Here is a 15,712-nt window from a genome sequence, read left to right as displayed (position 1 = left end):
GGTCATGACATCTGCACGACGCACAACGCACCACCGCCGTATCCGCGCGGCGCGCAAGCCCGTGATCGGCGCTCTCGCGGCCGCCGGGCTGCTCGCCGGCGCGTGGTGGGCCTCCGCCGGGGCGGCGACGACCACCCCGCACCTCGCCCCCACCAGCACCGCGGTCACCCTCGCCACCGGGTACCCCTACCTCTCCGCCGGTTACAAACAACACCCGGGAGTGGACGCGGACGGCGACCGCGGCGGCGCCGAACGGCACGCTTCGCGTCGCCTGGCCCGCGGCGGACGGCGTCCATGTCACGCCGCTCACCGCCGCCGGGACACGCTCGGGCGCCGACACGGTCGTCAAAAGCGCCAAGGAGGTGGGCGGCCTGGTCGCGCACGACGACGGCTTCGCGCTGCTCACGCGGGTCGCCGACACGAACAAGTGGAAGGAGACGGCTGCCGCGATCATCCGCTACACGGGCGGCAAGCAGACCTTCCGTACGAACCTCACCGGCACCGCCACCCACGACACCGCCCCGTTGCTCGACGGGCAGCTCACGTGGAACGGCACGAAGTACGGCGCCTACTTCGTCGTGCACGGCGCCTCAAGGACGGAACGCTGACCTGGGCGTACGCTCCCGTGGCGCCGAGCTACGCGACGGCGCTCACCGGGGCTTCACCGACCACGAAGACGCTGCGGATCGCTCGTCTGAAGCCGTGAAGCGGAAACAGCTCTCCGAGCCCGCCGGCCGGCGGACGCGCAGGTCGTACGACGTGCCGTGAGCGTTGTCGGCATCCGCCACCCTCTGCACTTCCACGGACACCAGTTCCCGGAGGGGCCGGGGGTCAGGCTCGGCGGTGAGGCGGGCCAGCGCGACGAAGAGAGTCGCGGGACCGTCTCCCGTAACACCGGTCACACCGGTAACTCCGGACAGCGGGAACGTGCCCGTCAGCCCGTGCACGGGCACCAGCTCCGCCCGCTCGCACCCATCTCCACCCCCACCTTCGCCGCCTCCCCCGTCCTCGACCGGCACCCAGCCCGTGACCCGCACCTCCGTCCCCGGCTCCGCGCCGGCCACCAGATGGGCCCGCACCTCCACCGCACCGTCAGCCACCACCAGGCTGGTCACCTCGGCGCCGGAACCCAGCACGTACCGGGAAGCCGCCCAGCCGTCCCCCACCCCGAGCGGGACGATGCCCTCACGGTGCGCGTCGCCACCGACCACGACCGCGTTGTCCGGGGGCGAGCCGACCGGACGCGTCACCGTCGAGTACGCGAACCGCGTGTAGTAAGGGTCGTAACGGACGTCCTCGCTGCCGTGGTTGTGCAGGCGTACCAGACCGTCCGAACTCGTCGACTGGAGAAGCCAGTTGGGGGCGGCGAGCGCGGTGACCGCGTCTCCACGTTCCGCCGGTCCCGGTTCCTCCCGCGCCGTCCACACCTCGTGTTCGGGCGGAAGGAGCAGGCCGAGGAAACCCTTGCTCGCCCAGTAGGGGGAGGCCGGCCCCGAGTAGCCCTGCAGGACCGACTCGTCGGGGCCGTGCCAGCCGAGGGTCAGCAGGCCACGCTCGTCGACCGCGTCCCGTTCCAGGAAGTACTTCAACGCGCCCGAGGCCAGGCGGCGGGTCTCGCCGGGGGGCAGCGGGGTGTGGCCGGTCAGGGCGCCCAGCCACAGGGGGGCGGTGGTGGCGAAGCGGTAGGTGAGGGAGCGGCCCTGGTGCAGGGGGGCGCCGTCGGCGCCGAACAGGCGGGCGTAGTCGGCGAGATGGGCGTTGAGCCGGCCGCCGTAGCGGGCGAGCAGGTCCGGGTCGTCGGCCAGCCAGGCGTGCAGGACCGGGTACAGGTGCATCGCCCAGCCGTTGTAGTAGTCGAAGGCGCGGCCGGGGCCGTCGGTGTACCAGCCGTCGCCGACGTACCACTGCTCGATGCGCTCCAGACCACGATCGATCGCTTTCCGCGAGGCCTCCGGCTCGTGGCCGACCGACTCCAGGAAGCCGCCCACCGTGACCGGGAACAACTCCCAGTTGCAGGGCCAGGGTTCGGCGGTCAGCGCGTCGCCGAGCCAGTCCGCCGCGCGCTGTCGGACGCCGTCGTCGAGGCGGTCCCAGAGCAGTGGGCGGGTCAGTCGCAGCGCGAGGGCGATCGACGCGGCCTCGACGAGCGGCTGACCGCGGTCCCCGATGCGCGGCCAGACGCCGGAGACCCCGGCCGCGAGACCGTCCGCGTAACGTTCGAGCGCCGTCTCGTCGCGGCGCAAGGCGGCCAGCAGCAGGGTGCGGGCATAGCCCTCAAGGCCGTCCGACAGACGGCCCGACCAGCTCTCCCGACCGGCGGGAAACCGGTCGCTTGGAAAGTGGTCGCCGGGGAAGTGGTAGAGCGCGCGGTCCTCGGTGGCGTACGGCTCCACCGCGGCGAGCAGGGCGTCGGCCGCCGCCTCCCAGTGGGCGCGGCTGTAGCCGGTGCGGGGGCTGCGGGCGGGGTCGGGCGGCGGCAGGTGCATCTGCTGTTTCTTTCCTTCACGGCCGGACCGGAACCTGTCCTTTCCTGCACGGCCGGGTCGGAACCTGTTCTTCCTTCGCGGCCGGTCCGGGCCTGGGGAGGCCAGAACCTGGGGGCGTCCCGGTTCCGGTCGGGGCGCCCCCAGGCGTTCATCCCGCCCGCACGGTGCCTCTCGGCACCAGATGCAGGGCGACGAGTTCATCGCGGACCAGGCCCGCGTAGACCGTGGCTCCGTTCACGGAGGTGTGTGTGTTGTCGCGTTTCTCGTTGTACAGGTACAGCGCCTTGGAGCCCTCGACGCCCAGGGACTCCACCAGCGCCTTGGTCTTGGCGGTGAGGTCGATGAGCGGAACGTCCTGCGCGGCGGCGACCGAGCGGATCACCGCCGGGTGGTCGACGCCAAGTCCGTTGACCAGCAACGCCGTTCCGTTGTTCAGCGTGCCGTCGGCGTTGAACCAGCGGCGCACGATGGGCGTCACGAGGACCGGCCGGCCGCCCTGCTCCCGCACTCCCGCGACCAGCGTCTCGAGATTCGCCCGGTACGTCGCCTCGTCGGTCGTCTTGTCGTTGTGCGCGAGCTGGACCAGGACGAGGTCGCCGGGGCGGATCAGCGGCCGGACCGTGGCCCAGAGCAGCGGGTTCCCCAGATACGTGACCGTACTCTCCCCGGAATCCGCGTAGTTGGCGACCGAGACGCCCTTGCGCAGGTACTGCGGCAGTTGCTGGCCCCAGCCGGTGTACGGGTCGGCGGGCTGGTCGCAGACCGTGGAGTCGCCGACGAGGAAGATCTGCCGGGCGTGCCGGGCGGGGCTGACCCTGATGTCGGCCAGGGCGGGCGCCGAGCCGCCAAGTGCCAGGTCCAGTCCGGGAGTTCCGTCGGCACCGGTCGGCTCGCCCTCGGGGGTGCGGACGTCGACCGTGAAGCCTCGGACGACGCGTTCGCCGGCGGGGGCGGCGGTCTCGGGGAGCAGGGCGCGCCGGGTCTCGCCGCTGACGCTGGTGCTCGACCCGGTGTCGCCGCCGAGGACGACCGTCACGTCGTAGGTGCCGGGCGGGACGTCGAAGTGGCATGCGGTGGCGGTGCAGTTGGCAATGCCGAGGAGCGCGCGACCACCATGAGCATGGACAGCGTGGGTGGCCTGGGCGGCCTGGGCCGCAGGTACGGCCTGGGCGACGGGTACGGCCGTCAGACCGGCGGTCAGAGTCAGCGCCGCCAGCACGGCGATGTTGAAACGTCTCACTCGCGTCTCCTCCGGCACGGCAACAGGGCTGGCGGCTGGACCGTATCGCCTCCGGCAAGCGCTTTCTAGACCCTGAGCAGATTTCACAGGATCCCCAACCTCCTGCGAGCGAAAGCCCTTTCGCGAAATCGATTCAACTGTCACTCTCTCAGGCACCCGCACCCCCACACCTCCCGAAGGAGGCACCCCCATGTCCGGATCCGAGAGCCACAGGCCGGTCCGACGCCGCACCTTCGTCCTCGGCACAGCGGCCACAGCAGCCAAAGCAGTCACAACAGCCGGAGTGGCAACAGCGGCCGAAGCGGCTGCCGTGGTCACCGCCGGCGCGGCCGTCGTCGCCGGGCCGCTCGCCGTCCCCGCCGCCGCGGCGGCCTTCGGCTACATCGACGACGGCTCGAACTACGTCGTCGACACCGGCGCCAACCTGGTCTTCAAGGTCGGCAAGACCACCGGCGACCTGACCTCGCTGGTATACCGGGGCACCGAATACCAGGGCTACGGCGGCATGAGCTCGCACATCGAGTCGGGCCTCGGCAGCTCCACCGTGACGATCGCGCAGTCCGGTTCGACGATCCTGATCTCGGTCACGCACGGCACGCTCAAGCACTACTACGCGGCCCGCAGCGGCGAGAACAACGTCTACCTGTGGACCAACAAGGCCGACACCTCGGTCAGCGCCACCCGCTACATCGTGCGCGTCAAGAAGGGCCTGTTCCTCAACGACGAGCCCGACTCCTACACGTACACGACCAGCACCATCGAGGCCTCCGACGTCTTCGCCAAGTCCGACGGCCAGACCCGTTCCAAGCACTTCGCGAAGCGGCGGGTGATGGACTACGACTACGTCGGCTGGACGACGGGCGGCGTCGGCCTGTGGATCGTGCGCAGCAACCACGAGAAGGCCTCCGGCGGCCCCTTCTACCGCTCCCTGCTGCGCCACCAGAGCGCCGACGGCGGCGGCCTCTACGAGATCCTCTACTACGGCCAGAACCAGACCGAGGAGCAGCGCTTCGGTCTCCAGGGCCCGTACGTCATCGCCTTCACGGACGGCGGCGCCCCCTCCTCGTCGCTGTTCCCGGGCACGCTGACCACGTCCTGGGCGGACTCGCTCGGCATCTCCGGATACGTCGGGGCGGGCGGGCGCGGCCGGGTCGCGGGGGTCGGCATCACCGGGCGCGACACGGCGTACCCGTACACGGTCGGACTCGCCAACTCGGCCTCGCAGTACTGGGGTTCGGCCCGCTCCTCCGACGGCTACTTCTCGATCGCGGGGGTACTGCCGGGCACGTACACGCTGACCGTCCACAAGAGCGAGCTCGCCGTGTACAGCACCCAGGTGACGGTGTCCGCGGGCGGGACGACGACCCTCAACTCGATCGCGATCCCGTCCTCGAACGACCCGGCCAACGCGAGCGCGATCTGGCGGATCAACGACTGGACCGGTACACCGAGCGGCTTCAAGAACGCCGATCTCATGACGTACGCGCATCCGTCGGACGTACGGGCCGCCGCCTGGACCGGCAACGTGGTGGTCGGCAGCGGCAGCGAGACCTCGGCCTTCCCCTGCTACCTGTGGAAGGACGTCAACAGCGGTCTGCTCGTCTACTTCAGGCTGACCGCGACCCAGGCCGCCGCCGCGCACACCCTGCGCATCGGCGTGACGACGGCCTACGCCAACGGCCGGCCGCAGGTCGTCGTGAACGACGCCTGGACCTCGGCCATCCCCTCCCCGCCCACCCAGCCGGGCACCCGGTCCCTGACCAACGGGTCCTACCGGGGCAACAACCACACGTTCACCTACAGCGTCCCGGCGAGCGCGTGGCTCACGGACACCGGCCAGTACAACGTACTGAAGATCAACGTGGTGAGCGGTTCGGGGTCGACCTCCTATCTCAGCGCGGGCACGTCGATCGACGCGATCGACCTGCTCGTCTGACACAAGGTCAGATGTCCGTCTGACTGTCGCTCAAGTACCGAGCGTCCACTGCTGGTTGGTGCCTCCGTTGCACGTGTACGTGATGACAGCGGTCGAGTTGGCGGTGGACGCGCCGTTCACGTCCAGACACTTGCCGCTCGCCCGGGACTTGACACTGGTGTAACCGCCCGACGTCGTCAGCGACCACTGCTGACTCGTGGCCGTAGCGCCGCAGTTCTCCTGGCTGACCGTGCTCGTGTTCTCCTGCACGCACAGGGAACTGTTCCTGACGACCATCTGGTAGTAGCCGCCGCCGGCGGACTTGAGCCAGTACTTCTGGTTGTCGCCGCCGTTGCAGTCGTACTGCTTGATCTGGGCCCCCGCCCACAGCGACTGGCTCGTGACGTCCGCGCACCTGCCGCTGTGCCGGGCGATCAGCGTGTTGTACGTGGCGCTCGTGCCGGTGACCGTTCCCGCGGCCGTGTCGACGGTGACCTCGGGGGCCCAGGACATCGACAGCGAGGTGGAGGTGGGGAAGGTCAACGGCAGCCAGACGTAACGGGAGTCGTTGACGGTCCCGCCGAACGAGTTGCCCCAGCGGTCGCCGAGGTACAGGTAGGAGGTGCCCGAAGTGCCCTGGACGGGAAGGACGTACGCGGTCTGCGAGCCGTACGTCGTCGAGTCGCCGACGTTCGTCATCGCCGTCCAGGGACCGGCGAGGGAGGTCGCCGTCGCGTACTGCTGCTGGTTGGGGCTCCAGCCGGTCGCGGCCGAGGTGAGCATGAAGTAGACGCCGCCCCGCTTGAACAGCGCCGGGGCCTCGCGGTGGCCGCCGTGCCAGGGGTCGGCGACGAGGCTCGCGATGCCGGTGTAGTCGGCGGTGAGCCGGTAGATCTGCAGGTCGTAGTTCTCGCGTGCGGCCGAGACCATGTACCCGGCGCCGTCGCTGTCCACGAACACCGTGATGTCCCGGGACATGTACTGGTCCTGCGGACGGAAACTGCCCTGCCAGGTGTAGTTCCCGTCGACGGTGTCGGACACGGCGACGGCGGCCCGCGCCTCGCTGTAGTCGGCGCCGTTCTCCTTGTGCATCCACATCACGAACTTGCCGGTGGACGCGTTGTACATGACCTTCGGACGCTCGATGTTGGCGGTGGCCAGCTCGGAGTCGCTCGACTGGGTCAGGACGTGGTTGCGGAACTCCCAGTTCTTCAGGTCCGTGGAGCGGTAGGCGTCCACGTACCGGAAGGTGTTGTCGGCGTTGCGGTTCTCACCGAACCAGTAGTAGGAGGAGCCGACTTTGAGGACGCCGCCGCCGTGCGCGTGCACGGGGCTGCCCGAAGTGTCGGTGAACTGCGTGCCGTTGGCGATCGTCTGCGCTGCCGCCTGGGCGGGTCCCGCGGTGACGAAGGCGCCGATCAGCGCCAGAGCGAGGGCGAGCAGGCTCGCGTACGCACGTCTCATCTCACGCACTCTCTTTCACGGTGTCGGCGACGGGGACGCCGAACGGGGTACACGCGGTCGCCTCTCACGAGAGGGGCGTTCGGACAGTCGGGCGTTTCAGGCGTTCGGGATGGCGAACAACAAGTGGAATGACGAACGCCGAAAAGGTAAGGGCGTGTTACGAGCAGGTCAACGGGTCGGACGAGACTTGATGGAAAGCCCTTTCCGGAGGTTTCCGGCCGGACGGTTGTTTTCCGGTCGCGGCGAGGCCGGCCGACCCTCGCGGCGAGCAGATTTCTGTTATCGCTCGCGCGCCGCCGCGTCTCCCGTGTGTGCGCAGCCCCCTCCACACCTCAAGCGCGATCGCCGGCGCCCTCGCGGCCGTCGCGGCTCTCCTGGCCACCGCTCCCCCGGCCGTGGCCGCCGACGCCCGGGACGTCACCGCCGACGTCCTCGCGAACCGGGACGTGACGCTCACCGGCGACACGGTCGTCACCGTGCCGTCCGGGACGACGACGTACGACGGCGTGTTCGGCGGCCAGGGAACGCTGACCGTGCGCGGCGGCGGAACGCTCGTCCTGAGCAAGGACAGCGACTTCACGCTGCCCGAGGCGCACCGGCGGCAGGTGGTGCGCACGCAGGGCGGCAACCACCCGTACACGACGGTGAGCAACCCCGACCCGCCCGCGATCACGGTGGAGCGCGGGGCGACCCTGCAGTACGGCACCGGCGGGGGTATGGGCCTCATCGGGTACTTCCCCTACGACACCCCCGGGTACCGGCTCAACCAGCTCAACGTCCGCGTCGACGGCACGCTCCGGCTGTCGCTGACCCGCACCTTCAACATCGGCACGATCAGCGGGTCCGGCCTGGTCACGCAGCCGCGCACCATGTGGGGCACCCTCGATCTGGCGGGCACGCACCCCTTCTCCGGGGTCATCGACAACGGCACCGCGATGGCGGTCGGCCGCCCCGAGTACCCGGTGTCGCTGCCCGCCGCCCGGGCGATCCTCAACCAGGGTTCCTGGATCATCGACACCCCGCTGTACCAGACGGTCACCCTGCGGCAGGACTTCTACCAGCGGGAGTACGGCAGCGACGTCAACGTCCACACCCGGCCCGGCAGCAAGGTCGTCCTCACGGGGCAGTACAGCTACAGCGACCAGGGCGGCGACTCCCGCCCCTCACTCAGCGACCCGGACATCAACTGGCACCCGATAGCACACCAGTTGAACAAGCGCGGCACCAACATCGAGGGCGCGAACGTGCGGTGGGGCGACGGCACCACGCACCGGATCTTCCTGCCGGGGACGAAGGACACCGTCTACATCAACCTGCACGTGGCCAGCGGACGGCGGTCCCTGCTGACGTTCGACTACAACGGCCCGGTCACCCTGGGCGCGCCGATCGGCGGCGGCCGGTACCACGACACGCTCGCCGCTCCCGGCGCCGGGGACGTAGTCATCGCCGGGACCAAGGGAAACGATGTCACCTTCGCCGCAGCGCAGTACTACGACGGTTCGACCACCGTCGAGAAGGACGCGGTCCTGCGCCTGGGTTCGACGCAGGGCGACGGCTCCCTGCTCACCGGCACCGACCGGCGCCGGATCGTGAACGACGGCACGCTCGTCGTGCACAACGCGAAGACGGCGATCTCCCTGTCCCGCCTCGGCGGCAGCGGCTCACTCGTGCAGTCCGGTACGGCGACGACGACCCTTACGGGTTCCGCCGTGACGTACACCGGGACGACGACGGTCAAGCGGGGCACCCTCGCGCTGAAGGGCGGGGCGACCCTCGCCAACAGCAGGGCGATCCGGCTGACTTCGGCGGGAGCACGGCTCGAAACCGGCGGCTCGCCCCTACGGGTGACAAGCACCCTCAGCGGCAAGGGCACCGTGCGGGGCGCCGTGTCGAACGAGGGCGTCGTCACGGGCGGCCTGACGGTCACCGGCGCCTACACCCAGAACGACAAGAGCCAACTGGTGCTGTCGGACACGCCGTTGAAAGTGAGCGGCAAGGTAACCCTGGCCGGCGGCCTGGACTTGTCCGCTGCGGGGAGGGCAACCGCCACGACCGGTACCCCTCCGGGTGAGGCTTCCGCCGCGAACGACGGAACCCCCCGCCCGGACATCACCGTCCTGAACCACACCGGCGACACGCCCACCACCGGCACCTTCGACGGGCTGCGCGAGGGCGCCTCCGTGAAACTCGCCGACACCGTCTACCGGATCACTTACAAGGGCGGCGACGGCAACGACGTCGTCCTCACCGCAACGGCCGCGAGCCCCTCGGCGAGCGCGCACGGGCGGTCCTCCCCGGAAGCCGTGACGGCCGAGACGCGCAGCGCGAGCACGGCCCAGAGCGGCGCGTTCGGCTGGTGGCCGTACGTCCTGGCCGCCGGGCTGCTCGGCGCACTGCTGTTCCCGGCGACCAAGCGCCCACGAAGCGGCGGGCGCCGCCGAGGCGGCCGACACTCGGGGCGCGGACAATGAGCGGAAAATAGGCAACACCCTCCCCCTGTCCCCCTGTTATGGTGCGCCGATGTCATCGATCAAGCAGTTCCAGGTCACCTTCGACTGCGCAGACCCTGAGCGCGTCGCTCGCTTTTGGTGCGAGGTGCTGGGGTACGTCGTACCGCCGCCACCGGAGGGGTTCGCCACGTGGGACGACTTCGACCGCTCTCTGCCGCCTGAGCAGCAGGGCTCCTCGTTCGCCTGCGGTGATCCCTCAGGCGTGGGCCCGCGGCTGTACTTCCAGCGCGTCCCCGAAGGCAAGGTCGTCAAGAACCGGGTGCATCTCGACGTGCGAGCCGGCACCGGGCTCGTGGGTGAAGAACGCCTCGCCACACTCGAAGCCGAGTGCGCACGACTGGTCGCGCTCGGCGCGACATGCGAGCAAGTGCTCCTTGCCGACGACCAGAACGAGTCGTGCATCGTGATGCAGGACATCGAGGGCAACGAGTTCTGCCTCGACTGAGCATCCTCCGAGACGGCGCCGGCCGGACATGTCCTCCGGCCACAACGCCACGCCCTGCTTGTCGCGGGTGAGGAGCTTCAGAACGGCACCGCGGTCCGGCATCCCACATGGTGGGCGATCTGTTCACACACCGGACGCGTCGAGCTGTCCGTCGTCCCGTCGGCTAGCGTCGGGGCATGACCAGCGACACTCCTGCTCCCCTCGCGGAGACCTCCCTCGCCGCGGCTCTCTCTGCCGGAACCGTTGTCCTCGACGGCGGTATGTCCAACCAGCTGGAGTCCGCCGGGCACGATCTGAGCGACGGGCTGTGGTCGGCGCGGCTGCTCGCCGAGCGGCCCGAGGCGATCACCGAGGCCCACCTCGCCTACTTCGAGGCGGGTGCGAACGTGGCGATCACCTCCAGCTACCAGGCCACGTTCGAGGGTTTCGCGAAGCGCGGCATCGACCACGAGACGGCCGTCCGGCTGCTCACGCAGAGCGTGGAGCTGGCCCGGGAGGCTGCCCGGCAGGCCCGGAGCAAGGGGGGCACGCACCCGTTGTGGGTGGCCGCGTCGGTCGGCCCCTACGGGGCGATGCTCGCGGACGGCTCCGAGTACCGGGGCCGCTACGGTCTCAGCGTCGAGGAGTTGGAACGCTTCCACCGTCCCCGGCTGGAAGTCCTGGCCGCGGCCGCGCCCGACGTGCTGGCGCTGGAGACGGTTCCCGACGCCGACGAGGCCGAGGCCCTGCTGCGCGCGGTGCGCGGACTCGGGGTGCCGGCCTGGCTGTCGTACTCGATCGCCGGTGACCGTACGCGCGCCGGGCAGCCGTTGGAGGAGGCGTTCGCCCTGGCCGCCGACGCGGACGAGGTGATCGCGGTCGGCGTGAACTGCTGTGCCCCCGAGGACGTCGACGCCGCCGTGGCGACCGCGGCACGGGTGACGGGCAAGCCGGTCGTCGTCTACCCCAACAGCGGCGAAGCCTGGGACGCGCAGGCCCGCGCCTGGAACGGCCGCTCCACCTTCGCCCCCGAACAGGTCCTGCGCTGGCGGGAGTCGGGGGCACGGCTGATCGGCGGCTGCTGCCGGGTCGGCCCGGAGGCGGTCACGTCGATCGCCCATACCCTGACGTCCGCATAGGGCCTCCCCGTAGGGGCCTACGCACAGAGACCTATGTATGGGGATCTCCCCGTAGGCCTCTTTCGGCACAGGCCTCTTTCGGCGGTCAGCGTCCCCGTACTCCCCCGGCGCGGCGCAGTCGGCGTACCGCCGACCTCAGCTCCGCGCCCCGCACGGGTCTGCCCAGCAGAGGGTCCGGGGTCGCCGTCCCGACGGCGGGTTCTCCCGGCAGGGCGGCGGGATCGGCCGTCCACAGGTCGAGCTCCCGGTCGCGTGGACCGTACGCGGTATACGACATACCGTCGACCGCGTACGGAGTACCGTCGCCCTCATACGGTCCGCTGTCGACACTGCCGGGACTGGGACTGCCGGGACTGCCGGGACTGCCGACCTCGCCGAAGATCCGCACCGGATGCGCCGCGTCCCAGGGCTCCCAGCCGGGGTCGCCCGTCGCGGCGAACCGTGTCCACGCCCCGTGCATCGCGTCGGCGAGCTCCCGCGGCACGCCGTCCCCCGCGAGCTTCGCGGACTCGGGCGTCTCGCCGGTGTCGAAGACGAAGCCGAGTTCGAGGGCGTGGCAGGCGCCGAGGCCGGGCCGGAGCGACGGCCAGGCGAACTCGTACACGTACGACGACCCGGGGCGGGCGTCGGCCAGCCGCTGCAGGGGCAGGCGCAGCAGGTTGTCGGTGACCATCTGGCCGACGATCTCGGCGGTACCGGCCCCCGGATGCAGGGCCCGGTAACCACGCGGCACCTCGGGGCCGCAGTGGCAGCGGGCCATGGCGCCGGCGAAGGCGACGGGACCCATCCGGTCCACGTGCTCCAGCAGGCCGCCCGGGACCAGCCACAGCCGGTACTCGTCACGGGTCCAGCCGAGGAGCAGGTCGATGCCCGAGCCCACGGCCCCGTCGACGAGGGCTTCAAGGGGGTCGCACGGGACGAGGTCGCCGTCGATGACGATGCCGAAGGCGGGCCCGCCCAGGACGGGGCTGCTGAGCCTGCCGACCTCGGCCTGGGTGCGCAACAGCAGGTCCCGGTCGACGGCGGCGAAGGCCTCGGCGGTGGCAGGGATCTTCAGCCGGGTCGCCATACGGCGCACCATGCGCCGGACCTTGTCCCGCTCGAAGGCCTCCGGCGGCCCGCTCTGCAGGACGGCCCGCCGGAACAGGCCCTGCGCCTGCGGGGCCGCGATCAGCGCGCCGACGCTGATCGCTCCGGCGGACTGTCCGGCCAGGGTGACCCTGTCAGGGTCGCCTCCGAAATCCCCGATGGAACGATGCACCCACTCCAGCGCGGCGAGCTGGTCGCGCAGGCCGGGGTTGGCGGGGGCGTCCGGGAACAGTCCGTAGCCCTCCACCCCCAGCCGGTAGTTGATCGACACGAAGACGATTCCGTCGCGCGCGAAGTTCCGTCCGTCGTACACGGGCACGGCCGACGAACCCCTGGTCAGGGCACCTCCATGCAGCCACACGAGCACGGGCAGCCGGGCCCCCGGGCCGGGCTCGGGCGTCCAGACGTTGAGGTTGAGGCAGTCGTCGCCCGGCACGACGGGGTCGGCCAGGTACTGGGCGAAGGCCTCGGAGTACGGCGGTTTCGGCGGCGTCGGACCGAAGGCTCCCGCGTCGCGCACCCCGTTCCAGGGCGCGGGCGGCACCGGGGGCCGGAATCTGCGCGGCCCGAACGGGGGTGCCCCGTAGGGAATCCCCCGGAAGACCGCGATGCCGCCGTCCTCGTACCTCCCGCGTACGGCCCCGTAGGGGGTCGTGACCACGGGACCGTTCGTCTGGTCTGCCGCCACCTGCTCACCAGCCCTTCGCCGTGCTCGCGCACCGGTACCACCAGAGCACCACGACAGCGCGCGGTATTCCGGTGCACAAGCTGCCGACAGGGCCATACGGCGTACATCAGGGGTGCGTCAGGGGTGCGTCAGAGGTCCGCCGAACCCCCCGACCGATTGATCGCGACTCCGCGACAGCCCTACGGTAGAACGCGCTTACCGAGAACGTTTCCCACGCACCTCAGGAGAGTCATGCCCAGCGCCCAGTTGCCCAGGGCCGTGTTCGCCATGGATCCGGTGCACCTTCCTCTGCTGTTCCCCGCACCGCTCATGGCCCGGCTGCGGCGAACGGCCGAGATCGACCCCGCGCTCGTCGTCCGGGACTTCGCCGATCCCGCCGCCGCGGCGGCGCTGGCCGACGCCGAGGTCCTGATCACCGGTTGGGGTTGCCCCCGCCTCGACGCGGACACCCTCGCCTCGACACCCCGGCTGCGGACGGTCCTGCATGCCGCCGGCTCGGTCCGCTCGCTGGTCGGCGAGTCCCTGTGGAAGCGGGGAGTGACCGTGTCCAGCGCGGTCACCGGCAACGCCGTCCCGGTCGCCGAGTACACCCTCGCGATGATCCTGCTCGCCGGGAAGGACGCCTTCGTCCACCGCGAGCGTTTCCGTCGTACCCACGCCCAGCCGACCCCCGCCGAGACCGCGGCCACCGGCAACCTCGGCCGCCGCATCGGCGTCATCGGCGCCTCGCGCGTGGGCCGCCGCCTCCTGGAGCTACTGCGCCCTCACGACTTCGAGATCCTCCTGCACGACCCGTACGTGGACGCGGCCGAGGCCACCCAACTCGGCGCGCAGTCAATGCCGTTGGAGGATCTGCTGCGGCTCAGCGACATCGTCAGCCTGCACGCGCCCGACATTCCCGAGACCCACCACATGCTCGACCGCGCCCGGCTCTCCCTGATCCGGGACGGTGGCGTGCTCATCAACACCTCCCGGGGCGCCCTCGTCGACCACACCGCCCTCACCGAGGAACTGGTCTCCGGCCGGCTGCACGCGATCCTGGACGTCACCGACCCCGAGCCACTGCCCGCCGACTCCCCTCTCCACCGGTTGCCCAACGTCTTTCTCACACCGCACATCGCCGGTTCCCTCGGCAACGAGCTGGGACGGCTCGGCCACATCGTCGTCGAGGAGGTGGAGCGGCTGGCCGACGGGCTGCCCCTCGCCCACGAAGTGCACCACGCCGACCTGACCCGGGTGGCCTGAAGGCGTCGCCGAGCCGGGCTTCGTCCTGGCCGAGTTGACGGACTCTCAGTTCGCGTGGCTGGAGCACCACCGCACCCCGTTCGTGATGATCGCCCCGGTGGTCGAACCGCCGCCCGGGGTGGTGTCGGTGGGGGCGGCGAACTGGCAGGGCGGAGTGACGGCGACCGAACACCTGCTGGCGCTCGGCCACGAACGCGTCGCCGTGATCGCCGGCCCGCGCCGCAAGATGTGCAGCGGCGCCCGGGTCGCCGGCTACCGCTCGGCGCTGGCCTCGGCCGGGCTCCCGTACCACCCCGAGTACCTGCGCGACGGGGGCTTCGACGAGTCCGTCGCCCACCGGCGCATGCGCGAACTGCTCGATCTGCCCGAGCCGCCGACGGCCGTCTTCGTCTGCTCCGACCGCATGGCCCTCGGGGTCTACGAGGCCCTGGCGGAACGGGGGTTGAGGATTCCGTACGACGTCAGCGTGGCCGGTTTCGACGACCTGCCCGAGTCCCGGTGGACGACCCCCGCCCTCACCACCGTCCGTCAGCCGCTGGCGGAGACGGCGGCGACGGCCCTGCGACTGCTGGTGCGGATGATGGACGGGGAGCACCCGGAGGGAACGAGGACGGAGCTGTCGACGCGGCTCGTGCAACGGGCGAGTACGGGGCCACCACGGGGCTGAAGGCAACGTCCGCCCACCCTCCTCTGCCCCTCCCTTCGGTGATCAAGTCGGCCGGACGCGTAGGCTCGAGCGGGATGAACACCTTTCCCGCACGCCTCGATCACGTAGTCCTCGCAACGCCCGATCTGGCGACGACGGTCGCCGAGTTCGCCCGGCGCACGGGAGTGGTCCCGGCTCCGGGCGGAGTGCATGTCGAGCTCGGCACCCGCAACTACCTTGTGGGGCTGGGTGGTTGTGCTTACCTGGAGATCATCGGCCCGGATCCGGAGCAGCCCGCGCCGTCCCACGCGCGTCCCTTCGGGGTCGACGGGCTCGCCTCGGCGCGGACGATCACCTGGGCGATCAGCCCGCCCGATCTCGACGCGGCGGTCGCGGCGGCCCGCGCCCGGGGCTACGACACCGGTGACGTACGGGAGATGAGCCGGCGTCGCCCCGACGGCACCCTGCTCCGGTGGCGGCTGACCGACGGCGGCTCCCCGCACCCGTCCGGCCTGATCCCGTTCCTCATCGACTGGGGCACGACGCCCCACCCGTCCGCGTCGGACGTGCCCGTCAGTCCCCTGCTGGCGCTGACCGCGACCGCCCCCGACCCCGAGGAGATCCGCCCGCTGCTGAGCACCCTCGGCACCGATCTCGCCCTCACCAAGGGTCCGGCGGGCTTCTCCTTCACGGTGGACACATCCAACGGGCCGGTGACGTTCACCTGACCTGGGAGGCCGCCGCTCGCAGCAGACGCAGCTGTCCGATCTCGGACACGTCTTCATCAACTCCGCGTTCGCCCAGGCGTGCGCGGGACGGTCCCGGGCAGCCTCGTCGAGGCCAGCACGGCGAACAGTGCGATCAAA

General features: G+C 70.8%; 11 protein-coding genes and 1 pseudogene. 8 read left to right on the top strand and 4 right to left on the bottom strand.

The window, feature by feature from the left end:
- The first annotated feature begins 362 nt into the window (after positions 1–362).
- Complete coding sequence (locus OG352_RS33115) at positions 363–608, top strand: hypothetical protein (protein WP_329222007.1); 246 nt, start codon at positions 363–365, stop codon at positions 606–608.
- Between the two features lie 42 nt (positions 609–650).
- On the opposite strand, the gene OG352_RS33110 is transcribed toward OG352_RS33115, so the two are convergent.
- Both OG352_RS33110 and OG352_RS33105 read right to left on the bottom strand, forming a co-directional pair.
- Positions 651–2,486: a DUF2264 domain-containing protein gene (locus OG352_RS33110; RefSeq protein WP_329222006.1), complete on the bottom strand. Its 1,836-nt coding sequence runs from the start codon at positions 2,484–2,486 to the stop codon at positions 651–653.
- A gap of 148 nt (positions 2,487–2,634) precedes the next feature.
- The gene (locus tag OG352_RS33105) at positions 2,635–3,726 is read right to left on the bottom strand and encodes a rhamnogalacturonan acetylesterase (protein ID WP_329222004.1); all 1,092 of its coding nucleotides are present in this window, start codon (positions 3,724–3,726) and stop codon (positions 2,635–2,637) included.
- Positions 3,727–3,916: 190 nt separating this feature from the next.
- Between OG352_RS33105 and OG352_RS33100 the strand changes: the two genes are divergently transcribed.
- Positions 3,917–5,662, top strand: coding sequence for a rhamnogalacturonan lyase B N-terminal domain-containing protein (locus tag OG352_RS33100; protein WP_329222002.1), 1,746 nt, complete (start codon positions 3,917–3,919; stop codon positions 5,660–5,662).
- Between the two features lie 30 nt (positions 5,663–5,692).
- On the opposite strand, the gene OG352_RS33095 is transcribed toward OG352_RS33100, so the two are convergent.
- Positions 5,693–7,105 (bottom strand): RICIN domain-containing protein, encoded by a 1,413-nt coding sequence (locus OG352_RS33095; protein WP_329222000.1) that lies wholly within the window; start codon positions 7,103–7,105, stop codon positions 5,693–5,695.
- A gap of 311 nt (positions 7,106–7,416) precedes the next feature.
- On the opposite strand from OG352_RS33095, the gene OG352_RS33090 reads away from it, so the two are divergent.
- The 3 genes from OG352_RS33090 to mmuM all read left to right on the top strand — a co-directional run bounded on the left by OG352_RS33090 (position 7,417) and on the right by mmuM (position 11,178).
- Complete coding sequence (locus OG352_RS33090) at positions 7,417–9,576, top strand: autotransporter (RefSeq protein ID WP_329221999.1); 2,160 nt, start codon at positions 7,417–7,419, stop codon at positions 9,574–9,576.
- A gap of 49 nt (positions 9,577–9,625) precedes the next feature.
- Complete coding sequence (locus tag OG352_RS33085) at positions 9,626–10,060, top strand: VOC family protein (RefSeq protein WP_329221998.1); 435 nt, start codon at positions 9,626–9,628, stop codon at positions 10,058–10,060.
- 176 nt (positions 10,061–10,236) lie between these two features.
- Positions 10,237–11,178 carry a homocysteine S-methyltransferase gene (mmuM, locus tag OG352_RS33080; RefSeq protein WP_329221996.1) on the top strand — a complete coding sequence of 314 codons (942 nt, stop codon included), beginning with the start codon at positions 10,237–10,239 and terminating at the stop codon, positions 11,176–11,178.
- 85 nt (positions 11,179–11,263) lie between these two features.
- On the opposite strand, the gene OG352_RS33075 is transcribed toward mmuM, so the two are convergent.
- Positions 11,264–12,928: a carboxylesterase/lipase family protein gene (locus OG352_RS33075; protein WP_329221994.1), complete on the bottom strand. Its 1,665-nt coding sequence runs from the start codon at positions 12,926–12,928 to the stop codon at positions 11,264–11,266.
- A 258-nt stretch (positions 12,929–13,186) separates the two neighbouring features.
- Between OG352_RS33075 and OG352_RS33070 the strand changes: the two genes are divergently transcribed.
- From OG352_RS33070 to OG352_RS33060, 3 genes and pseudogenes are all read left to right on the top strand, one after another.
- Positions 13,187–14,200 carry a hydroxyacid dehydrogenase gene (locus OG352_RS33070; RefSeq protein ID WP_329221993.1) on the top strand — a complete coding sequence of 338 codons (1,014 nt, stop codon included), beginning with the start codon at positions 13,187–13,189 and terminating at the stop codon, positions 14,198–14,200.
- A 19-nt stretch (positions 14,201–14,219) separates the two neighbouring features.
- Positions 14,220–14,867: pseudogene (locus tag OG352_RS33065) on the top strand (substrate-binding domain-containing protein); the annotation flags it as partial.
- Between the two features lie 74 nt (positions 14,868–14,941).
- Positions 14,942–15,574: a VOC family protein gene (locus tag OG352_RS33060; protein WP_329221992.1), complete on the top strand. Its 633-nt coding sequence runs from the start codon at positions 14,942–14,944 to the stop codon at positions 15,572–15,574.
- Positions 15,575–15,712: the final 138 nt, after the last annotated feature.

This window comes from Streptomyces sp. NBC_01485, assembly GCF_036227125.1.
Taxonomy (GTDB): Bacteria; Actinomycetota; Actinomycetes; order Streptomycetales; family Streptomycetaceae; genus Streptomyces.
Note: the sequence above shows the minus strand (reverse complement) of the source record. Positions and strands in the feature narration are given on the sequence as shown.

What these genes read in the sequence shown, in the direction of transcription:
- OG352_RS33110 (WP_329222006.1), bottom strand. Translation starts at nt 2,486, where the DNA reads ATGCACCTGCCGCCGCCCGACCCCGCCCGCAGCCCCCGCACCGGCTAC.
- OG352_RS33100 (WP_329222002.1), top strand. Translation starts at nt 3,917, where the DNA reads ATGTCCGGATCCGAGAGCCACAGGCCGGTCCGACGCCGCACCTTCGTC.
- OG352_RS33095 (WP_329222000.1), bottom strand. Translation starts at nt 7,105, where the DNA reads ATGAGACGTGCGTACGCGAGCCTGCTCGCCCTCGCTCTGGCGCTGATC.
- OG352_RS33085 (WP_329221998.1), top strand. Translation starts at nt 9,626, where the DNA reads ATGTCATCGATCAAGCAGTTCCAGGTCACCTTCGACTGCGCAGACCCT.
- mmuM (WP_329221996.1), top strand. Translation starts at nt 10,237, where the DNA reads ATGACCAGCGACACTCCTGCTCCCCTCGCGGAGACCTCCCTCGCCGCG.
- OG352_RS33070 (WP_329221993.1), top strand. Translation starts at nt 13,187, where the DNA reads ATGCCCAGCGCCCAGTTGCCCAGGGCCGTGTTCGCCATGGATCCGGTG.
- OG352_RS33060 (WP_329221992.1), top strand. Translation starts at nt 14,942, where the DNA reads ATGAACACCTTTCCCGCACGCCTCGATCACGTAGTCCTCGCAACGCCC.